This window comes from Variovorax sp. PMC12 (assembly GCF_003019815.1).
In the GTDB taxonomy this organism is placed as follows: Bacteria; Pseudomonadota; Gammaproteobacteria; order Burkholderiales; family Burkholderiaceae_C; genus Variovorax.
This window is the reverse complement of sequence record NZ_CP027773.1, coordinates 1,770,876-1,789,357: the sequence shown is the minus strand read 5'-3', so window position 1 is coordinate 1,789,357 and position 18,482 is coordinate 1,770,876. Positions and strand designations below refer to the sequence as shown.

Annotated in this window: 23 protein-coding genes; 13 read left to right on the top strand and 10 right to left on the bottom strand. The window is 66.9% G+C overall.

Annotation, left to right across the window (positions count from 1 at the left end; genetic code table 11):
- Window positions 1-19 precede the first annotated feature (19 nt).
- Complete coding sequence (locus tag C4F17_RS08350; protein WP_106934925.1) at window positions 20-658, bottom strand: CDP-alcohol phosphatidyltransferase family protein; 639 nt, start codon at window positions 656-658, stop codon at window positions 20-22.
- Between the two features lie 111 nt (window positions 659-769).
- Window positions 770-1,510 (bottom strand): glutamine amidotransferase, encoded by a 741-nt coding sequence (locus C4F17_RS08345; RefSeq protein ID WP_081266688.1) that lies wholly within the window; start codon window positions 1,508-1,510, stop codon window positions 770-772.
- 53 nt (window positions 1,511-1,563) lie between these two features.
- Here C4F17_RS08345 and C4F17_RS08340 point away from each other — a divergent pair, with 53 nt between their 5' ends.
- Genes C4F17_RS08340 through C4F17_RS08330 form a run of 3 tightly spaced genes read left to right on the top strand, consistent with a single transcriptional unit; the run spans window position 1,564 to window position 2,868 of the window.
- The gene (locus C4F17_RS08340; protein ID WP_106934924.1) at window positions 1,564-2,073 is read left to right on the top strand and encodes a hypothetical protein; all 510 of its coding nucleotides are present in this window, start codon (window positions 1,564-1,566) and stop codon (window positions 2,071-2,073) included.
- 13 nt (window positions 2,074-2,086) lie between these two features.
- A complete protein-coding gene (locus C4F17_RS08335; protein WP_106934923.1) occupies window positions 2,087-2,554 on the top strand; it encodes a ribonuclease HI family protein in 468 nt (155 codons plus the stop codon).
- 47 nt (window positions 2,555-2,601) lie between these two features.
- The gene (locus tag C4F17_RS08330) at window positions 2,602-2,868 is read left to right on the top strand and encodes a DUF3297 family protein (protein ID WP_081266691.1); all 267 of its coding nucleotides are present in this window, start codon (window positions 2,602-2,604) and stop codon (window positions 2,866-2,868) included.
- A 25-nt stretch (window positions 2,869-2,893) separates the two neighbouring features.
- Here C4F17_RS08330 and C4F17_RS08325 read toward each other — a convergent pair whose 3' ends face one another.
- Complete coding sequence (locus C4F17_RS08325; RefSeq protein WP_234382667.1) at window positions 2,894-3,760, bottom strand: DUF2272 domain-containing protein; 867 nt, start codon at window positions 3,758-3,760, stop codon at window positions 2,894-2,896.
- 275 nt (window positions 3,761-4,035) lie between these two features.
- The gene (locus tag C4F17_RS33120) at window positions 4,036-4,176 is read right to left on the bottom strand and encodes a hypothetical protein (protein ID WP_199851998.1); all 141 of its coding nucleotides are present in this window, start codon (window positions 4,174-4,176) and stop codon (window positions 4,036-4,038) included.
- Here C4F17_RS33120 and C4F17_RS08320 point away from each other — a divergent pair.
- From C4F17_RS08320 to C4F17_RS08290, 7 genes are all read left to right on the top strand, one after another.
- Complete coding sequence (locus tag C4F17_RS08320) at window positions 4,175-5,044, top strand: LysR family transcriptional regulator (RefSeq protein WP_275892582.1); 870 nt, start codon at window positions 4,175-4,177, stop codon at window positions 5,042-5,044. The genes C4F17_RS33120 and C4F17_RS08320 overlap by 2 nt on opposite strands.
- A gap of 168 nt (window positions 5,045-5,212) precedes the next feature.
- Window positions 5,213-6,154, top strand: coding sequence for a Bug family tripartite tricarboxylate transporter substrate binding protein (locus tag C4F17_RS08315; RefSeq protein WP_199851964.1), 942 nt, complete (start codon window positions 5,213-5,215; stop codon window positions 6,152-6,154).
- Between the two features lie 114 nt (window positions 6,155-6,268).
- Window positions 6,269-6,955 carry an RraA family protein gene (locus tag C4F17_RS08310; protein WP_106934920.1) on the top strand — a complete coding sequence of 229 codons (687 nt, stop codon included), beginning with the start codon at window positions 6,269-6,271 and terminating at the stop codon, window positions 6,953-6,955.
- Window positions 6,952-7,878: a hydroxyacid dehydrogenase gene (locus tag C4F17_RS08305; protein ID WP_106934919.1), complete on the top strand. Its 927-nt coding sequence runs from the start codon at window positions 6,952-6,954 to the stop codon at window positions 7,876-7,878. The genes C4F17_RS08310 and C4F17_RS08305 overlap by 4 nt, the downstream gene beginning before the upstream one ends.
- A 10-nt stretch (window positions 7,879-7,888) precedes the next feature.
- Window positions 7,889-8,950 (top strand): cyclase family protein, encoded by a 1,062-nt coding sequence (locus C4F17_RS08300; protein ID WP_106934918.1) that lies wholly within the window; start codon window positions 7,889-7,891, stop codon window positions 8,948-8,950.
- A 94-nt stretch (window positions 8,951-9,044) separates the two neighbouring features.
- A complete protein-coding gene (locus tag C4F17_RS08295; protein ID WP_234382665.1) occupies window positions 9,045-10,013 on the top strand; it encodes a tripartite tricarboxylate transporter substrate binding protein in 969 nt (322 codons plus the stop codon).
- 27 nt (window positions 10,014-10,040) lie between these two features.
- Window positions 10,041-11,024 (top strand): Bug family tripartite tricarboxylate transporter substrate binding protein, encoded by a 984-nt coding sequence (locus C4F17_RS08290; RefSeq protein WP_106934917.1) that lies wholly within the window; start codon window positions 10,041-10,043, stop codon window positions 11,022-11,024.
- A 113-nt stretch (window positions 11,025-11,137) separates the two neighbouring features.
- On the opposite strand, the gene C4F17_RS08285 is transcribed toward C4F17_RS08290, so the two are convergent.
- Window positions 11,138-11,398: a hypothetical protein gene (locus tag C4F17_RS08285; protein WP_106934916.1), complete on the bottom strand. Its 261-nt coding sequence runs from the start codon at window positions 11,396-11,398 to the stop codon at window positions 11,138-11,140.
- Between the two features lie 452 nt (window positions 11,399-11,850).
- Between C4F17_RS08285 and bla the strand changes: the two genes are divergently transcribed.
- Window positions 11,851-12,738, top strand: a complete 888-nt coding sequence (gene bla, locus C4F17_RS08280; RefSeq protein ID WP_081266697.1) for a class A beta-lactamase — start codon at window positions 11,851-11,853, stop codon at window positions 12,736-12,738.
- A 202-nt stretch (window positions 12,739-12,940) separates the two neighbouring features.
- Entirely contained in the window at window positions 12,941-13,258 is a 318-nt protein-coding gene (locus C4F17_RS08275; RefSeq protein WP_106934915.1) for a hypothetical protein, read from the top strand.
- A gap of 10 nt (window positions 13,259-13,268) precedes the next feature.
- Here C4F17_RS08275 and C4F17_RS08270 read toward each other — a convergent pair whose 3' ends face one another.
- From C4F17_RS08270 to C4F17_RS32720, 5 genes are all read right to left on the bottom strand, one after another.
- Window positions 13,269-14,126 carry an amidohydrolase family protein gene (locus tag C4F17_RS08270; protein WP_199851931.1) on the bottom strand — a complete coding sequence of 286 codons (858 nt, stop codon included), beginning with the start codon at window positions 14,124-14,126 and terminating at the stop codon, window positions 13,269-13,271.
- Window positions 14,127-14,173: 47 nt separating this feature from the next.
- Window positions 14,174-14,797, bottom strand: coding sequence for a PAQR family membrane homeostasis protein TrhA (gene trhA / locus C4F17_RS08265; RefSeq protein WP_106934914.1), 624 nt, complete (start codon window positions 14,795-14,797; stop codon window positions 14,174-14,176).
- 37 nt (window positions 14,798-14,834) lie between these two features.
- A complete protein-coding gene (locus C4F17_RS08260) occupies window positions 14,835-16,247 on the bottom strand; it encodes a glycerophosphodiester phosphodiesterase family protein (protein ID WP_106934913.1) in 1,413 nt (470 codons plus the stop codon).
- 136 nt (window positions 16,248-16,383) lie between these two features.
- Window positions 16,384-17,154: a class I SAM-dependent methyltransferase gene (locus tag C4F17_RS08255; protein ID WP_106934912.1), complete on the bottom strand. Its 771-nt coding sequence runs from the start codon at window positions 17,152-17,154 to the stop codon at window positions 16,384-16,386.
- Window positions 17,151-17,309, bottom strand: a complete 159-nt coding sequence (locus tag C4F17_RS32720) for a hypothetical protein (RefSeq protein ID WP_159053623.1) — start codon at window positions 17,307-17,309, stop codon at window positions 17,151-17,153. The genes C4F17_RS08255 and C4F17_RS32720 overlap by 4 nt, the downstream gene beginning before the upstream one ends.
- 177 nt (window positions 17,310-17,486) lie before the next feature.
- Between C4F17_RS32720 and C4F17_RS08250 the strand changes: the two genes are divergently transcribed.
- The gene (locus C4F17_RS08250) at window positions 17,487-18,482 is read left to right on the top strand and encodes a sialic acid TRAP transporter substrate-binding protein SiaP (RefSeq protein WP_106934911.1); all 996 of its coding nucleotides are present in this window, start codon (window positions 17,487-17,489) and stop codon (window positions 18,480-18,482) included.

The following is an 18,482-nucleotide window of genomic DNA, read 5'->3' as shown; positions in this document are numbered from 1 at the left end:
CTCCTGGGTCTGGCGGAACTCAGAACTTCGGAATGCGCAGGGTCTTGCTGATCATCAGCGTGCCCGAGAGCGCGAACATCAGCACCAGCGGATGCAGCTGCCACGGGCCGATGGTCCAGGCGCCGCCCCACGCCGATGCACCGATGCTGCCCTGCCACGCGGCATAGGCCAGCACGGCCACCAGCACCACGCTGGTGGGAATGGGCGTGCCCTCGAAATACTTCACCTTGTCGGCGCCGGCGGACAGCGCCTCGGCCGTCACGTTGTAGCGCGCGAGCCGGCTCACGCCGCAGCCGACGAAATAGATCAGCAGCACGCAGTCCCAGCCGCCGTTCAGCCCCGCCGCAAAGCCCAGCGCGGCCGGCGCCACGCCGAAGGAAATGATGTCGGCCAGCGAGTCGAGTTCGCGGCCCAGGGCCGACTGCGTCTGCCGCCAGCGCGCGATGCGCCCGTCGAACACGTCGAAGATGAATGCCGCGGGCGCCAGCGCCGCCGCCCACAGGAACTGCGGGAGCGACTGGCTGGCCATGAAGGCCATTGCCAGGAAAACCGCGCCCACCCCGCATGCCGCATTGCCGAGCGTGAAGACGTCGGCCAGGTGGAATTCCCGGATCATCGAAAAATGCTTGCGAGCCGGCGCGGGCGAGGGAGTGGTCATGGAAAGGTGTGGAGCGATGGGCGAATGGACCGCACCTTAACCCAAGCGCCGGGCGCCCCTTGTAGTCGCGGTCCGACGGCTACAGAGGGCCGCGATGGACCCCGATCGGGCTCAAACGCCCTGGCGCGCCTCGGCGATCCGCGCAAAGCGGCCGAGCAGGCTGGCGGCCGCGCCGGTCTCGCTCACGCCGTTGCGCAGCGCTTGCGGGTCGGCGCCCATGGCGGTCAGTTCGCCGCGCAGGTTGTCGATGTAGCCGCGCATCGCCTCGGCGTCGAATTCCGGATGGAACTGCACGCCCCAGGCGTGCTTGCCTGCGCGAAAGGCATGCACCGGCTCATGCGCGCTGGCGGCCAGCGGCACCGCGCCTTCGGGCAGGCGCAGCGCGCTCTGCCAGTGCACCGCGTTGGCCGGAAACTGCGCGGGCAGGCCGCCCAGCAGCGGGTCGGTGGCGGCGGCCTCGGTGAGCGACACCGTCACCGTGCCGACCTCCGCGCCGCCCGGGTGGTTGCCGGCCTCGCCGCCGAGCGCATGCGCCAGCAACTGGTGCCCGTAGCAGATGCCGAGCACCGGCGTGTCGAGCGCCACCGCCTTCGCGAGCCACGCGGCCGTGGTTTCGCTCCACGGTTCGCGGTGCGACACCATCGCATGCGAGCCGGTGACGACCACGCCGGCCACCTGGCCGGGGTCGGGCAGGGTGTCGCCGCGGCGCGGGTCGATCACCAGGATGGGAAGCGTCTGCGTGCCGAGTCCGTCGGCAACCCAGTGTTCGAAGTCGCCACGACGGGCGCGCAGCGCGTCGAAGGTGCCTCCGACCTTGACGATGACGAGGGGGAGCGGGGGGCTGTTGTCCATGACGCGATCATGCCGCAGGTGCGCTGCGGCCCCGCTGCGGCTACAGTGGCGCGATGCGCGCATTGGCACTCCTCATTCCGGCGATCTTTGCCGTGGCCGCGGCGGCGTCCCCCGGCGGTGCCCGCGCGGAAGTAATCCGCTGCACCGATGCCAGCGGCGCCGTTTCTTACACCAACGTCGAATGCCCGGCAGGCAGCAAGCAGGCGCGGCAGGTGCCTATCCTCGAATCGCCCCCGCCCGACCCGGCGCGCCGCGACTCTTCGTCCACGCCGCAGCGCTCCGCGCCGCCATCTCCGCCGTCATCCTCGCCGCCCAGCCGGGTGGCGAGCAACCCGCCCTCGGGGCCGGCCATCATCCCGCGCTTCCCGGCCGAGACGCAGCCGCAGCCGGCTGCGGAGCCGCCGGGCGTCGTCGTGTTGAGCCCCGATCCGTACTACGACCCCTACTACGACGGCGCACGCCCGATCCGCCGGCCGCGGCCCCCGCATGCGGTCGACCCCGGTCCGCCGCCCGGCCAGAGGCCCTGCCAGAACCTGGCGGGCATCAAGCGCAACAACTGCTGAACAAGAAGAGCGAATGAACGGCGACGGTTCCGTGGCCACGGGGCTCCCGTGGGTGGTTCACTGCGACGGCAGCGCCATGCCCAACCCGGGCCGCATGGGCATCGGCGCCGTCATCACCGCGCCCGACGGCAGCCGCCACACGCTGTCGCAGGCCACGCACGCCATCGGCTGCAACAACGAGGCCGAGCTGCTGGCGCTGACCGCCGCGCTCCACGCACTGCGCGACAAGGGCGCCACCGCCGTGCTGGCCTACAGCGACAACAGCACGCTGGTCGAGCAGCTCGCCGCGCCGGGCGCCAAACCCATCGAGCGCATGGCCCCGCTCTTCGACGATGCCCGCGCGCTGCTCGGCAGCTTCGCCCAGGCGCGTGTGCAATGGATTCCGCGCCACCGCAACGGCGAGGCCGACGCACTGGCACGCGCCGCGCTCGGCTTCGGCCCCAAGCCGCCGCCCAGGCACGGGAAGAAAAAGCGTCGTTAGAGCGCCGCGAGGGGAGGGGCCGGCCGGAGCCCCTATCATCACGCGCCATGACCGAAGCCACTCCCACTCCTTCTTCTTCTTCCCTCCCGCCCCTTCCCGACCACCTGTCTTCCGATCCGCGCAGCCCCCACCACCTGGCGGCCGCCTTCGAAGGCGACATCGGCATCCGCTTCAACGGCAAGGAGCGCCTCGACGTCGAGGAATACTGCATCAGCGAAGGCTGGATCAAGGTTCCCGCCGGCAAGACGCTTGATCGCAAGGGCAAGCCCCTGCTGCTCAAGCTCAAGGGCAAGGTCGAGGCGTACTACAAGTAAGCGGCGCGCTTTTTTTGTTTCTCGATCAGCGCCACTGCAGCAGCAGCGACCACGGCTGCCGGCTCATGTGGCGGTCGATGCAGCTCGCCGCGCCGGGCGTGCATCCCTCGGGCAGATAGCTCGGGTCCAGCCGGCGCGTGCCCGGCGCAAAGTCCAGCCGGCGCCGCGTGACCGACTGCAGCACGTTGCCGCCCACCGTGTCGAAGCCCGTCGCATCGACGGCCACCACCACATCGCAATGCATCGGCAGCGCATCGCCGCCGGTGGGCCGCGTTGCCAGCACCTCGCCGATCTTGTCGAAAGTGTCCAGGTCCGCGCCCGCGCCGCGCGCCTGGCAGACCAGATCGCCCACGCGAGGCGGCGTGCGCGTCAGGTCGCAGGCACGCAGGGCGTAGCGCGTCGGGCGCCCGGCCTGCTCCTCGATGCCTGCCTGCCACGCGGCACCCGCGTAGTCCACGTGCGCTTCGGAGAAGACGAACTCGTCTCCCGCCAGCCCCGCCTGCCGCGCGAGCCAGCTGATGAAGGCCGCCGACCACGGCGTGTCGATCACCGCGACCCGCTTCAATGCGACATCGACCGCGCGCAGCTCCGGCGAGTCCAGCCCCTCGTCGGGCCCCACGCCCATGCCCTGGAGGCGCGCGGCCGAAGCCTCGTTCAGCGACTGCATCAGCAACTGCCGGTAGGCCGGCCGCAGCCCGCCGTAGCGCACTCGCGAAGGCAACAGCGGATCGACCGCCTGCCAGTAGCCGACCACCCGCTCCCAGGGCGCAAGGCCCGGCACCGTGCGGCGCGTGTCCTCGGCTTCGGAGTCGCCGTCCGTCGTCATGCGGCCCTCGGCATCCATCGTCTGCCCGCCGAAGGCTTCGTGCTCCTGCGTGGCGAAGGTGGCCATGGCGAGGGCGCGTGCGGGGGAGGGGGATTGGAGGGCGGTGTCGAGGCAGCCCGGGGCGGCGAGTGCCGGCGCGCAGGCGCTGGCGAGGCACAGGGCGGCCAGGGCTGACTTGGCTTGGTGCGGGAGAGAAGAGGGGGAGGCGTTCTGTCGCGGCATGTGGTCGGGGAGCATAGCCCGGTGCTTGACGCGAGAGTGCGCCGAAGGCTCGGCGGAGCGCTCAAGAGCAGACTTCCAGGCCTCGGGAAGCGGCCTTCGGGGGGTATCCCACGTCGCGGCTAGACTTTCGCGCAGTGCAGGCGGCCGAGCGCCTGGCGCATGGCGATCGTGCGCGCCTCGAGTGCGGCATGCTCTCGGACGTCAAAGCCAACTGAAAGGGAACCCGTGGACTTGCGGGATTTGAGGTACTTCGAAGTCATGGCCGAGCTCGAGCACATGGGGCGTGCGGCGGAACGCCTGCACAAGACCCAACCTGCCTTGACGAGCTGCGTACGGCGCCTGGAGGAGGCGTACGGCGCCACGCTGTTCGAAAAGACCGGACGCGGCATCCGGCTGACCACGGCGGGGCGAGCGCTGCTGAGGTGGGCCCAGCGCACCCGATTCGACGTGGAGAGTGCTCGCCGCGAGATTGGCGACATCGGCCAGGGGCTCTCCGGCCAGGTCAAGCTTGGCATCGTGCCCACCGCGGCGCAGTTCCTGTTGCCTCCTGCCGCGCGGGACCTGCTGAAGGAGGCGCCTGGCGTGACCGTGCGAACGACGGTGGCGCTGGGCGACGTTCTTGCCCCGCTTCTGCGCAGCGGCGACATCGATCTCCTCGTCGGCACGGAGGGCCCGAGCGAACCGGGCTTCACCACCCGCCTGTTGGCAGAGGACCAGATCGTCGTGGCCGCGATCGCGAACCACGAGTTGTTCTCGAAAACCAAGGTCACGCTGCGCGACCTCGCGAACTACAAGTGGGTATTGCAACCGCAGGGGGCGCCTATCCGCGACTGGCTCGACCAGACCTTCGACCGACACCACCTGCCGCGTCCCGTCGTTCAGGTGGAAAGCACCATGCTTCTGATGCTGCCCGCGCTGATCGGCGAGACGGGCCTGTTGAGCTTCATCTCTCGTCTGCATCTGCAGGAGGGCAGTTCGGGGGCGAGGTTGCGCGAGGTGAAGCTGCGCGGCACCACGATGCGGCGTCGAATGGTGGTGACGTTCCGGGAAAGTGGCTATGTCTCGCCCGCTGCCCAGCGGCTGATTGCACTGCTGGCCAGGCACGCCCGGCTGCCTGCGGCCGAATAGGCAAAGTCAAATTTATCGATTCCAAGAAAAGTTCGATTGGACCGAATGAAGGGGGCAGCGAATACTCGAGTTCCATAGAGGTGCGCCTGACGCACACAACACTGGAGACATCAAGTGAACTCGTTGCACAACGTTCGCGCTCTTCGCGCATTCGCCTTCACCGCCGGCATGTTGGCCTTTGCGTTTGCCTCTGGCGCCATCGCAGCAGAGGCGTATCCTGCCCGTCCCATCAAGCTCATCGTGCCGTTTCCTCCTGGCGGAGGTCCCGACCTGATTGCACGGGAAGTCGCAACGACGGTCACAACGCAGCAGGGCTGGACCATCATCATCGACAACAAGCCCGGCTCGGGTGGGAACATCGGGATGGATGCAGCCGCCAAGGCGGCGCCCGACGGCTACACGCTCGTGATGGGGCAGACGTCGAACATGGCTATCAATCCGTCGCTGTATGCCAAGCTGCCCTACAACCCGCAGAAGGACCTGACCCCGGTGGGGTTGGTCGCCAGTGCCCCCTTGGTCATCGCGGTGGCCAGCAACTCGCCATACAAGACACTCGCGGACCTCGTGAATGCCGCCAAGGCGAACCCTGAGGGCATCAACTACGCGAGCTCGGGGAGCGGCACGGTCGCTCACCTGGCGACGGAACAACTCCAGCGCATCGCCAACGTCAAGCTGACGCACGTCCCCTACAAGGGCGCGGCGCAGGGCGTCACCGACCTGATCGGCGGCCAGATCCAGATGTACATCTCGTCGGTTGTCACGCTGAGCGGCCACATCAAGAACGGAAAGATGCGCGCCCTCGCCGTGACCTCTGCCAAGCGTTCCGCCGACCTGCCCAACGTCCCGACGGTCGCGGAGGCTGGGTACAAGGGCTTCGAGGCTGTGACCTGGTTCGGCATTGCCGCGCCTGCCGGCGTGCCCAAGGACGCTGTCGGCAAGCTCAACGCCGCCTTCAACAAGGCACTGGAGGCTCCCGACGTCAGGAAGAAGCTCACCGAGCAAGGTGCCGACGTACTGGGCGGCTCCTCCGAGCAGTTTGCCGCCCTGGTGCGCGACGAGACGGTCCGCTGGGCCAAGGTCGTCAAGGAATCCGGCGCGAAGGTCGACTGAGCTCCTTCTCCGTTCTTTTCCGTTCTTCTCCCTTTTTCTTTTTTCTCCCGAGACGGCTCTGCGTATGCAGGAGCAGGGCCGATCTCACCCTTCTTTTTCTTTGGAATCGGAACCATGAGCAACGTACCCGACATCATCCGTGACTTCGACCGCGTGCCCGCGAACGTCGTGAAGGAGGCATCGACCTTTCAGCCCGCCATCCTGGCGGACGTGGCCGGACGGCGCGGCGCGATGCATGGACGCATCAAAGCCTTGCGTCCGAACATGAAGGTTGCTGGCACCGCCTTCACGGTGGAGGTTCGTCCCGGCGACAACCTCATGATTCATGCAGCCATGGCCATGGCAAAGCCGGGTGACGTGCTCGTCATTGACGGCAAGGGGGACCAGACGGCGGCGCTGATGGGAACCATCATGATGACCGCCTGCAAGAAGCTCGGCATTGCCGGCGTGGTCATCGATGGCGCCGCCCGCGACAGCCTGGAGATCGAGGAGATGGGCTTCCCCGTCTTCTCCGTGGGAACCAACCCCAACGGTCCGACCAAGATGGTGCCCGGCCGTATCGGCCACCCCGTGTCGGTCGGCGGCGTCACGGTGAACCCCGGAGACTTCGTCATCGGTGACGCCGATGGGGTAGTGGTCGTGGAGCGCGAGAAGATCGAAGGGCTGCTGCCCAGCGCGGCCAAGAAAGTCAAGGACGAAGCGGCTCGCATCGAGGCCATCAAGGGCGGCGACACGAATGCCAAGTGGTTGGTGTCCGCACTGCGCGCCGCGGGTGTGCTCAAGGAAGGGGAAGTGCTGTGAGCACCATCGTCATCACGGCCGAAGCGATTGCGCCCAGCGCCGTCGCACTGCTGCAAGGCCATGAGCTCGTCTACACCGGCAAGACGCCCACGCCGGAAGACATCGTCGCCCTGTGCAGGCAGCACAACCCTGTCGCGATGGTCGTGCGGTACGGCAAGGTCGGCGCGGCTGCAATGGATGCGGCGCCCGCTCTGCGCGTCATCTCCAAGCATGGGTCGGGCACCGACAACATCGACAAGGCAGCGGCCAAGGAACGCGGTATAGAGGTGGTCGCAGCCGTGGGGGCCAACGCCAACGCAGTCGCCGAACATGCATTCGCCTTGCTTCTGGCCTGTGCCAAGTCGATTCCAGCCGTCGATGCCCGCATGCACGCCGGTCACTGGGAGAAAGCCTCTCACTCCAGCCTCGAACTCTCCGGTCGTACGGTGGGCATCGTGGGTCTGGGAGCCATCGGCCGTCGTTTCGCTCGGATGGCCGAGGGCTTTGGAATGAAAGTCGTCGCGTTCGATCCGTTCGCCAAGGATGTGCCCGACCATGTGACGCTGGTCGACCTGGAGGAGTTGTTCGGCCGGTCCGACGTCATCTCGCTGCACTGCCCGCTGACTGAGGACAACCAGGGGCTGCTCAACGCGAACACGCTCGCCCGTTGCAAGCCCGGAGTCATCATCGTGAACACGGCACGCGGCGCTCTGATCGACGAGGCGGCACTTCTGGATTCCGTGCGCTCCGGACACGTCCGCGCAGCGGGCCTGGACAGCTTCGCCGTGGAGCCCATGGCACCTGGTCATCCATTCCAGTCCCAACGCGGCTTCGTGTTGAGCCCTCATGTCGGTTCGGTGACGTCGGACGCCTATATCAACATGGGCGAATCGGCTGCCAGGAACGCGCTTGCCGTGCTCGCCAGGCAGGCTGAAGCGGCCTGAGGAGAGTTCCATGCAGCGATGGAAGCATGCGCCCGACGGCAGCACCTGGGGCGAATTCGGCGCCGACGATCAGCGAGGCCGGATGAACCTGGTCGACCGTTCGAAGGTTCTTCAGGGCGTGGCCGAAGTGAAGCTCGGGAAGACCTTCTGTCTGTCGCTGCCTCTGGACGTGCCCGGCGGAATGACGATGAATCCCCGGCGGATGCCGGCGCAGACCTTCGCGACCTTGCGCGACGGCAAGAGCGCCGGCGCACAGGGGTTCTGCTGGTCGTACCTCGACGAGGACACGACGCTGACCGATGTGGTCTGCGACGAAGTGCTGGTCATGAATACGCAGTATTCGACCCAATGGGACAGCCTCGCGCACATGGGCAGTCGCTTCGATGCGGACGGCGACGGTCAGCCCGAAGCCGTCTTCTACAACGGCTTCCGCGCCGGCGTGGAGATTCGCTCCTCCAAGGAGGACGAAAAGGCGCCTGTCGACTGGATGCGCTTCCCGGCGCCTCGCGCAGAGGCATTGGGCATCGAGAACCTGGCCGAACACGGCGCCCAAGGGCGTGGCGTCATGGTCGACCTGGAACACCACATCGGGCGTCGCCGCGAAGCCGTCGGTTACGAGCGCCTCATGCGCATCCTCGAGCAAGACCGCGTCGAGATCGAGGCCGGGGACATGGTGTGCATCCACACCGGATTCGCCGACACGCTGCTTGCGATGAATCGCCAACCCGATCTCAAGAAGCTTCACGAGACGGGCAGCGGCCTGGACGGCAACGACGCCAGGTTGCTGAACTGGATCGTCGATGTCCGCCTTTCGTGCCTTCTGGCTGACAACCCCGCCGTCGAACTGGTGGTGCCACGCCTGACCCAGCCGACGCCTATTCGGGGTCCGCGGCTGCCGCTGCACGAGCACTGCCTGTTCAAAAACGGCATCCATCTTGGGGAGTTGTGGCATCTCACGCCGTTGGCGAAATGGCTTCGAGAGCATGGACGCTCCCGCTTCCTGCTGACTGCGCCTCCCCTGCGCCTGCCGGGCGCCGCAGGGTCCCCTGCGACCCCTATCGCGACCGTGTAAGCCGCACGCTCGCACAGACGGCATCGCGGACCGAGGGGCCGCGTGGGACGCCGCTGCCTCTGACACCAATAACCTTTTTTACTGGAGACAAGAAATGAAGCAATGGATGAAGCCCGCCCTGACCGCGGCCGCATTGGCGCTTGGCGCGGTCAGCGCTGCGCACGCGCAATGGCCCGACAAACCCATCAAGCTGGTGGTGCCCTATCCGGCGGGCGGCGCGGCAGACAACACGGCGCGCATCCTGGCGCAGCACCTCGGCGAACGGCTCAAGCAGCAAATCATCGTCGACAACCGCCCGGGGGCCAGCGGGACGATCGGAGCCTCGTATGTAGCAAAGGCACCTGCCGATGGCTACACGCTGCTGCTGGACGCGACGTCGTACACGGTGAATCCGAGCCTCTTTCCCAAGCTCAACTATGACCCCGCGAAGGAACTCGCCCCGGTCTCGCTCATCATGCAGGTCCCGCTGCTCATGGTGGTGCCAGCCAACTCCCCGTATGCCTCGGTTGCGGATGTCGTGAAAGCGGCGAAGGCCACTCCGGGAAAGCTCACGTATGCGTCCGCCGGCAGCGGCGGCGCCCAGCACTTGGCGGCGGAGTTGTTCTCCCAGAACGAGAAGATCTCGATGACCCACATTCCATACAAGGGTGGGGCGCCGGCATTGACGGACCTGATCGGTGGCCAGGTCGACCTGATGTTCAGCGCGACGACCGCGAGCGGAGTATTCGTGAAGGGCGGCAAGCTCAAGCCCCTGGCCATCACATCGTCCAAGCGGCAGGAGAGTTGGCCTCAGGTGCCGACGGTCGTGGAAAGCGGCCTCAAGGGTTTCGAAGTGAACGAATGGAACGGCCTGTTCGCGCCGGCCGGTACGCCTCGTCCCATTCTCGAGCGCCTCGAAACCGAGACTCGCGCCGTCGTTGCAGACAAGGCGGTGGCGAGTCGCTTCGCCGAGATGGGCGTTCAAGGCGTGGGCTCGAGTTCCAAGGACTTTGCGGCATTCGTGAAGTCGGAGACCGCCAAGTGGGCTGGCGTCATCAAGGCCGGCAACATCAAGGTCGATTGACTCGTAGCGCACAGATTGGAGAGATACATGTCTAAAGCACCCTCACTGGCGCCGATTCTGGGGCTCGCCCTCGTTGCCGCCCTGGTTTTCAACGTCTCGGCTCACGCCGCCGACACCTATCCGAGCAAGGCCGTCAAGGTCGTCGTTCCCTATCCTCCCGGTGGCGCGGTGGACCAGGTCACACGCCGCATCGCGCAGAAGCTCACCGAGCAAACCGGACAGAGCTTCTTTGTCGACAACAAAGCGGGAGGAACCGGCACGATCGGCATCGGTCAAGTCGTGCGGTCGGCCCCGGATGGCTATACCTTGGTGGCGAACGATCTGACCTATTCCATCCTGCCGTATGTCTTCAAGAAACTGCCGTGGGACCATGACCACGACCTGATTCCCGTCGCAGCATTCAACTTCGCCCCGGTCGCTGTGGTCGTGGCAAGCGATTCGAAGTTCAAGACGCTGGCAGACCTCGTCGCGTATGCGAAGGCCAATCCCGGCAAACTGAACTACGGCACCGGTGGCGCTGGAACCATGCCGCACTTCGGAACCGAGGCGTTGAAGGCGGCGGCGGGGTTCGAGGCTACGCACGTCCCTTTCAAGGGCAACGGTGAAGCCACGATGGCGCTGCTGGGAAACCAGATCGACTTCCAGTTGGCGTCGACGGCAGGTGTCATCAGCCAGGTCAAAGGAGGCAAGCTCCGCCTCCTGGCGATCAGCGGCACCAAACGCCTGAATGCACTGCCCGACGTGCCGACCTTCGCCGAGGCCGGATTCAAAAGCTACAGCGTGGTGAACTTCACTGGCCTGTGGACCCCGAAGGGCACGCCTGCGCCGGTTGTTGCGAAGCTTCAGAAAGAGATCGTGACGGCGATGGCGAGCAAGGACGTCCAGGAATTCGCCGAGAGCATCGGCGCGGTTCCGAACGTTCTGAGCGGCGATGAGTTCATCAAATTGCTGCGCGAGAACTCTCAGCTCTGGGGGCGAGTCGCCGAGTCGGCAAAGGTCGAGAAGCAGTGACGACGGCGGGCGGAGACGTGTTCTTCCTTCGGCAGCCGGCCGGCGACACGCTGACCGTGTTACTTCAACGGGGTTGAGTTCAAGCCTCGGGCTCCAAGGCCCGGAGGCGCTTCTCAGCGCCCCGCGAGCCGCGCAGCCTCGCTGCGCTGATGCAACTCCTCGGTCTCCAGCGCCAGGTCAGCCACGAGCCACAGCACGTTGTCCAGGTGTTGCGGGCCTGCGCCGTCGTGCCAGTCGATGCCGCCGCCGTAGCAGATCCATGTGAGCGATCTCAGTTGCGCCAGCTTGTTTTCCAGAAGGTCGCTGGGCTCTTGCGCATTGACGTTGGGGGAGGGGGCCGGCGCGGGGCGCCGGGCTATATTCGGTCCAGCCATTTGGTGTGCTCCTTTTTGAGAGTTGGCACGTCACTTGGTTAGACGGCTGAGGTGTTACCGCACCTTGGCCGTCGCCTTTTGTTCGTTACTTACTTACTTGCTTGCTTGTTCGTCGATGCGGCGGGTCGGGTGATGCCTTTCATGCCCCCATGGCGGGGTGTTTGGTGACAGGGGCATCCACTCTAGAGAAGAGCGGGGCGGCCTGGCCTGAGGGCGCGCCACTGAGCCTCGATTCGCGCCAACAAATGCAGCTTTTGGCAATTACGTGATCTGCGCGATTTGCGCGCCACGGCGCCATGCGACCAAGGGCGCCGCTCGGCCGAAGCGAGTTACAGCCGATACACCGGAGACGCAGAACCGAGGCGGCGCGCTGGAGCGCCGGGCATCGCGCTCCTACGATTGCCGGCGTGCCATCCAACCCACTCCACTCGCCGAAAGAAAGCAAAGAAGAAATGAACTCACCCGTCCAGCGCCGCACCCTGTTGCTCGCCGCCTCCGTGCTGCCGCTCGCCTCCGCCTGCACCGCATGGTCGCAAAAGGGGCCGCAGGCTTCCGCCGAGGCCCAGCTCGCCGAACTCGAACGCTCCTGTGGCGGGCGCCTTGGGGTGGTGGCTTTCAACACGGACAGCGGCGCGCGCCTGCAGCACCGGGCGCATGAACGCTTTCCGTTCTGCAGCACTTTCAAGCTGATGCTGGCGGCCACGGTGCTGGAGCGCAGCGCCAAAGACCCGAGCCTGCTGGCGCGTCGCATCAGCTACGGCAAGGCCGACATCATTCCCAACTCGCCCGTCACCGAAAAGCACGTGTCCGACGGCATGACAGTGGCCGCGTTGTGCGCCGCCACCATTCAGTACAGCGACAACGCAGCCGCCAACCTGCTGATGAAGATGCTGGGCGGCCCGGCCGACGTGACCGCCTTCGCGCGCACCATCGGCGACCAGGTCTTCAGGCTCGACCGTTGGGAGACCGAGCTCAACACCGCCATTCCCGGCGACCTGCGCGACACCACCACGCCCGCGGCCATGGCCGACAGCGTGCAGCGGCTGGTGCTGGGCGATGCGCTGGCTGGCGCGCAACGCAGCCAGTTGCAGACCTGGCTGCTGGGCAACACGACAAGCGCCGAACGCTTCATGGCCGCCGTGCCGCCGGGCTGGAAGGTGGGCGACAAGACGGGTGCGGGCTCCTACGGCACCAACAACGACGTCGGCGTGATGTGGCCGCCAGCCGGCGCGCCGCTGGTGGTCGCGGTCTACCTGACCTTCCCCGACAAGGATGCGAAGAACCGCAACGACGTGGTGGCCGCCGCGGCGCGCATCGCCGTCAACACGCTCGGGGGCTGAGCTGCTCTGAAAGTGCACGAAAGCCGCCGAAAGCAGTCGGCATTGACTCCATTCCTACTACAGCCGAGCCGCTACTCGATTAGCATCGAAAGATCATTTCATTTCGACGCACAAGCATTCGGCAGCGATAAAAAGGAGCGGTCAGCGTGGACAAGTCATACGGGACAGTGGGTAACGGCGCGCCCTGCGCGGGCACGGCGCAATGAGCGCCAGGTACTCGACCGCGCCGCCGCCCTATTCCGTGCATCTCGATGGCGACGGTGTCACGCTGCGCGACACCATGGTGGTGCGGCAGGTCTTCCTGAGGTTGATAGAAGACGCGCTCGGGTCGCCGGAGCGCGTGGTCGCCTGCTTTCGTGCGTGGTCGAAGGAGACGGCGCCGAGCGGCGAACTGCTCAACGACCATGAACTGGCCGACGCCCGCGCCTGGCGCCAGAGCTGCGAACAGGCCACCGCCAAGGCGAAGGCGATGCTGTCGTCTCCGAACACGGTCGAATTTGTGTTCGAGCTGGCCTGCTGAGGCCCCGGCCTCACGCCGGGCCGGTGCCGCTTCCTTCGCCGAATCCGAACAGCCGCATCGGCGTGTCGAAGAGGATCGCGCGGCGGTCTGCCTCCGAAGGCACGCTGCGCGCGAGCACGCCCAGCAGCGTGCCGTAGTCCAGCCGCCGGGTGGCGCGGATGTTCGGCCAGTCTGAACCCCACAGGCAGTTGGCGGGCCCGAAGGCGGACAGCAGCGCGTCGGTGAAGGGCCGGGCATCCGCGAAGGGCAGCGCCTCGCGCGAGAACTTGTCGTAGCCCGACAGCTTGACGGCGCAGCGCCCGCTGTCGGCCATGCGCAGCAGTGCGTCGAAGCCGGGGCTCGCGAGGCCGCGCGAGAGGTCGGGGCGGCCGTGGTGGTCGACCACGATCTGCGCGCCGCAGCCCAGCAGGCGCGGCGCCAGGCCTGCCATCTGGTCGTCCTGCACCTGGACCTGCACGCACATGCCCAGTGCGGCGATGCGTTCCCACAGCGCATCGGCTTGCGCATAGTGGGCAAGGCCCAGCAGCGCCATGTTGAAAGCGATGCCGACCACGCCCTGCGCCTGCAGGTCCTGCAACTGCGAGGCCGATGCGTCGTTGTCCACCACGGCAATGCCCTTGAAGCGATCGCCGCCGCGCCGGATGGCGTCGAGCATGCAGCGGTTGTCGGTGCCGTAGCCCGAGTTCGGGCCGACCAGCAGCGCGTGCGACACGCCGTAGGCCGACATCACCTGCATGAAGTAATCGGCAGTGGCGATCTCGCCGCCCGAAGGCGCGTAGAAAACGCCCGGCGCGTACGCAAAGGATTCGGGGTCGAAGATATGGCAGTGGCAGTCGATCTTCGGGGCGGAAAAAATTGAAGCGTCCATGGGGTGCCGAGTGTGGCATTGCCACGCGGCGGCCGGCACTGCCCCGGCTACAGCACGAACCAGCCGACCGCGATGTAGTGGCTGGTCGTGCCCGCCAGCACGAACAGGTGCCAGGCGCCGTGCGCGTGCCGGAAGCCCTGCCGGTTGCGGTAGAAGATGGTGCCCACGGTGTAGAGCACGCCGCCGATCAGCAGCCAGGCCAGCCCGGCACCTTCGAGCCGCGCGGCCAGCGGCACGGCGGCCAGCACGCCGAGCCACCCCATGCCGATGTACAGCGGCAGCGAGGGCTTGGCCGAAGCGCCGGGCTTCGGCGGCCGCAGCTCGCGCCAGATGCCGAACAGCGCCACGCCCCAGATCGCCGAGAGCAGCAGCCCGCCCCATTTGCCATGCAGCGTGACGAGCGCGAAGGGCGTGTACGTGCCGGCTATCAGCAGGTAGATCGCGCAGTGGTCTGCCCGCTCCCACACGCGCTTGAGGCGGCCGCGCGTGCTGTGGAAGAGCGTGGAGGCCGCGTACAGCGCCACGGCCGAAAGCGAGAACACCAGCGCCCCCGCAATGCGCGCGGGGTCGCCGGTGGGCACGGTCTTGGCGAGCAGCAGCGCGGTGGCCGACAGCGCCAGCAGCAGGCCCAGCAGGTGGCTGTATCCGTTGAGTCGTTCGCCCGGGTACATGGTGCCGTTCAGCCGGTTGCCCGCGCCGCGCCGCGCATCAGCGGCCCGTTTCCTTCAGGTAGGTCTTGCGCGCCGCGACGGCGGTGTTCGCGAAGTCCGAGAACACGCCGTCGATGCCGGCGCGGAAGTACGCCAGGTATTCGGCCGTCGGGTCACCCTTGTAGATGCCGGCCAGGTACCTGGCTTCGTTGCGGAAGGTGTAGCTGTGCACGAACAGGCCGGCCTTGTGCGCATCGGCGATGAGGCTGGTGGGCTTGACGGTGTTCACGTCGGCCATGCCCTTGTTGGCCGCGACGAAGGGCACGATGGTGTGCGCCATGACCTGCGGCTTCCAGGGGCCGATGCCGTCGGCGTAGGTCTTGATCTCGGCCAGGCCCGCGGGCGTGAGCATCTCGCCGAAGAACTTCGGGTTGCCGGCCAGCGTCCAGCTGTAGGGGCGGCCGTCGACGAAGGTGTATTCGTCGTTGGTCACGTAGATCATCGCGCCGGTCTTGTAGTCGACGTCGTTACCGTCCACCAGCTGCACCGCGCGCGCCTTCAGGCCGGCCGAGCGCAGGTACTTCAGGCTCTCGGGCTCGAAGCTCTGCACGAAGATCGGCGCGTCCTTCCGGTTCAGGTCGTTGAAGTTCATGACCTTCAGCAGCGCATCTTCCAGCGGATGGCTGCCGGCCGGGCCGCAGCCGTTGGCAATGGCCTGCGCGTTGTTCCAGATCGGGTTCTTGGTTTCCGGATACACGGAGAACGTGCGGCCGGTGGCGGCGCCCTTGGCCTTGGCGATGTCGATCAGCTCCTGGAAGCTGATGATCGGCAGCTTGCCGTTGAGGTCGGTGGGGCGCTCGTCTCTGGCGTCGTAGGTGGTGCCGCGGATCCACTGGCGCAGCTCGTCCATGGTGAAGTCGGAGATGGACCAGTCGTCCTTGTGTTCCTGGCCGTCGACGACGAGCGATTTCAGCACGGACTTCGGATCGTTCGGGTCGGTCAGGTCGCTCAGGTACTGCGCGGGGCCGTTTTCCGGGATGGCCGGATATTTCACGTTGACGAGCACGCCCGGCACGGTGCGCTTGCGGGCTGCGACAGCGCTGTTGGTCTTGGCCACCTCCGCGATGTTGGTGTTGTCGCTGAGCCAGGGGTTGTGGCGCGCCACCAGCACGCAGTCCTTGGTGAGGTGCAGGTCGGTCTCGAGCGAATCGGCGCCGGCATCGGCCGCGGCTTCGTAGGCGGTCTTGGTTTCTTCCGGGAACAGGCCCGGCAGGCCGCGGTGAGCAATGACGAGCGGCACCGAGCCGTCGAGCGTGCCCAGTGCCGCCGGGGGCGGGGGCGCGGGTGGTGCCGGTGCTGGGGCCGGAGCCGGCGCGGGCGGAAAAGCCGGAATCGAGGGGCCTCCGCCCCCGCCGCCGCCGCACGCGGCAATCATGAGGCCGCCTGCAACGGCCACCAAGGCAGCGCGCATGGGGCGGGGGGCGGGTGCGGGCACATTTTTTGTCATTGGTTCTGGCGTCCGTTGCAAGTGGATTGAAAGCTGGCGGATGCTAGGTTTGGCCCATGACGCTACGGTGACCGGCAACCTCCAGGCGATCACTCCACTTTCAGGGCCGCGTGCCCACCAGCACGGGCTGGAAGAACGCGTCGTCGATGCGCCGCACGTTTTCCAGGCCCGCCTCGCGCATCAGCTCGCACAGCCGCGTGGTCGACACGGCGTAGTAGCGCGAGCGCATCACGCGCGTGCTCACGGCGTGCGTGGCCAGGTCCTCGGTGACGAAGAAGAAGCCCAGGTCGTAGTGCTCGCCCTTGCCGCCGTCCGTGAAGTCCCACACCTGGAACAGCACGTGGCGCAGGCCGTTCTCCACGCGCGCGCCGTAGTGCTTCACGAGGTTGCTGCCGCGCTCTTCCTTCGCGTAGTCGCGCACGCTCACCACGCAGCCGCCACCCGGGCGCAGGCATGCGGCCATCTGGCGGAAGGTGGCCAGCAGGTCATCGTCGGTATGCAGGTGCGGCATGGAGTTGTCGCAGGACATCACGATGTCGAAGCCGCCGCCGTGGTGCGTGTGCGCCTCGCGCATGTCGCAGACCGAGAACGCCACATCGAGCCCGCGCGCCTGGGCCTCGTGCCGTGCGCGTTCGATCTCCCGGGGCGACAGGTCCGATGCCGTCAGCGCGTGGCCCAGCGCTGCGAGCCCGAGTGTCTGCGTGCCGATGCCGCAGGACACGTCGAGCACCCTGCGCCGCGCGTTGCCGCCGGGCCACTCGGCGCCGATCAGCTGCGCGAGCTTGTCGCCCTGCGCGCGGATGCTCTCGTTCCAGTCGGGATAGATCAGGTGATAGAGCGGGGCGAGTTCGTCGTAGAAGTCGTTGGTCATGCCAGTGCCGCCTCGTAGACCGCGAGGTCGCTCGTCACCCCGCCGCCGCCGAGCAGCGAAGAGTTGGCGGCATTGACGATGGCGTCGACCTGCAGGGTGGTGATGTCGGCGCGAAGGGCGCGAAGGGTGCGAAGGGCGCGAAGCGCGTCGGTCATGGCGTGTTCCTTTCTGGTGCAAGCCCGACGATAGCGCCGCGCGAACCCCAGTAAACCCCAGTCGGGCAAACCCGCTCCCGGCGGCTGCCGCGACTCCTTACGATCCGCTCGCCGGCCCCGCAGCAGTGGCGTCGATCTTGCATGGGGCCGGATTGTTCTCAACCCGAGGGAGAGTCGATGAAAAGCTTCTTGCCGTGGTGCCGCGCCGCATTCGCGCTGGCGGCGCTGGGATGCGCAATGGCCGTGCAGGCGCAGCAGGTGCTGCAGTTCAAGTGGGGCCATGTCTACGAGCCCACGAGCATCTTCCATCAGCAGGCCGAACTGGCGGCGCGCAAGATCGCGGAGCAGTCCGACGGCAAGATCAGGATCGAGGTGGTGGCTGCGTCGAAGATGGGGCAGGAGGCCGACTTTCCGCTGATGCTGGCGAACGATGCGATGCAGATCGCCTACGTCGGCGACGCCACGCTGGCCGAGGGCTATCCGCCGCTGAGCCTGGGCAGCTACCCCTTCGCCTTCAAGGATCTCGACCACATGCGCAAGTACCTGGCGAGCCCGTTGCTGGCAGATTTGATGAAGGGCTACAACGAGAAGAGCGGCAACCGCATGGTGGCCACGGTGTACTACGGCGCGCGGCAGGTCACGTCGGCCCGGCCGCTGGCAAGGCCCGAAGACTTCCGCGACCTCCGGCTGTATGTGCCTGCCGCCGCCTCGTACCAGCTCTTTGCCACCGCGCTCGATGCCAAGCCGGTCACGCTGCCTTTCATGAGCCTCTACGGTGCGCTCAAGAAGGGCGAGGTCGAGGCGCAGGAAAACCCGCTGGGCATCGTCAGGTCGAAGAAGCTCTATGAAGTGCAGAAGTACGTGCAGCTCACCGCGCACGTCTACGACACGCTGGGCATCGTGATCGGCAAGGCTGCGTGGGCCAGGCTCGCGCCGCCGCAGCAGGCGATGGTCGAGAAGGTGCTCGTGGAGACCGCGAAGTGGACCAACGTCGGCGTGATCGCCGGTGAGCTGGAAGACGAGCAGTTCCTGCGCGGCAAGGGCATGACGGTGACGCCGGTCAATCGCCAGTCATTCCTCGAACGCATCGCGAAGCGTGCGACGCCGGAACAGCAGGGCGCGCGGCCGGGCGACTACGCCAAGCTGCAGGCACTGGCGGCTGGCGCGAACTGA

Coding starts and splice junctions, on each gene's coding strand:
- C4F17_RS08350 (WP_106934925.1), bottom strand. CDS start 658: ATGACCACTCCCTCGCCCGCGCCGGCTCGCAAGCATTTTTCGATGATC.
- C4F17_RS08345 (WP_081266688.1), bottom strand. CDS start 1,510: ATGGACAACAGCCCCCCGCTCCCCCTCGTCATCGTCAAGGTCGGAGGC.
- C4F17_RS08340 (WP_106934924.1), top strand. CDS start 1,564: ATGCGCGCATTGGCACTCCTCATTCCGGCGATCTTTGCCGTGGCCGCG.
- C4F17_RS08335 (WP_106934923.1), top strand. CDS start 2,087: ATGAACGGCGACGGTTCCGTGGCCACGGGGCTCCCGTGGGTGGTTCAC.
- C4F17_RS08330 (WP_081266691.1), top strand. CDS start 2,602: ATGACCGAAGCCACTCCCACTCCTTCTTCTTCTTCCCTCCCGCCCCTT.
- C4F17_RS08325 (WP_234382667.1), bottom strand. CDS start 3,760: ATGGCCACCTTCGCCACGCAGGAGCACGAAGCCTTCGGCGGGCAGACG.
- C4F17_RS08320 (WP_275892582.1), top strand. CDS start 4,175: ATGGCCGAGCTCGAGCACATGGGGCGTGCGGCGGAACGCCTGCACAAG.
- C4F17_RS33120 (WP_199851998.1), bottom strand. CDS start 4,176: ATGACTTCGAAGTACCTCAAATCCCGCAAGTCCACGGGTTCCCTTTCA.
- C4F17_RS08315 (WP_199851964.1), top strand. CDS start 5,213: ATGTTGGCCTTTGCGTTTGCCTCTGGCGCCATCGCAGCAGAGGCGTAT.
- C4F17_RS08310 (WP_106934920.1), top strand. CDS start 6,269: ATGAGCAACGTACCCGACATCATCCGTGACTTCGACCGCGTGCCCGCG.
- C4F17_RS08300 (WP_106934918.1), top strand. CDS start 7,889: ATGCAGCGATGGAAGCATGCGCCCGACGGCAGCACCTGGGGCGAATTC.
- C4F17_RS08295 (WP_234382665.1), top strand. CDS start 9,045: ATGAAGCAATGGATGAAGCCCGCCCTGACCGCGGCCGCATTGGCGCTT.
- C4F17_RS08290 (WP_106934917.1), top strand. CDS start 10,041: ATGTCTAAAGCACCCTCACTGGCGCCGATTCTGGGGCTCGCCCTCGTT.
- C4F17_RS08285 (WP_106934916.1), bottom strand. CDS start 11,398: ATGGCTGGACCGAATATAGCCCGGCGCCCCGCGCCGGCCCCCTCCCCC.
- bla (WP_081266697.1), top strand. CDS start 11,851: ATGAACTCACCCGTCCAGCGCCGCACCCTGTTGCTCGCCGCCTCCGTG.
- C4F17_RS08275 (WP_106934915.1), top strand. CDS start 12,941: ATGAGCGCCAGGTACTCGACCGCGCCGCCGCCCTATTCCGTGCATCTC.
- C4F17_RS08270 (WP_199851931.1), bottom strand. CDS start 14,126: ATGGACGCTTCAATTTTTTCCGCCCCGAAGATCGACTGCCACTGCCAT.
- trhA (WP_106934914.1), bottom strand. CDS start 14,797: ATGTACCCGGGCGAACGACTCAACGGATACAGCCACCTGCTGGGCCTG.
- C4F17_RS08260 (WP_106934913.1), bottom strand. CDS start 16,247: ATGCGCGCTGCCTTGGTGGCCGTTGCAGGCGGCCTCATGATTGCCGCG.
- C4F17_RS08255 (WP_106934912.1), bottom strand. CDS start 17,154: ATGACCAACGACTTCTACGACGAACTCGCCCCGCTCTATCACCTGATC.
- C4F17_RS32720 (WP_159053623.1), bottom strand. CDS start 17,309: ATGACCGACGCGCTTCGCGCCCTTCGCACCCTTCGCGCCCTTCGCGCC.
- C4F17_RS08250 (WP_106934911.1), top strand. CDS start 17,487: ATGAAAAGCTTCTTGCCGTGGTGCCGCGCCGCATTCGCGCTGGCGGCG.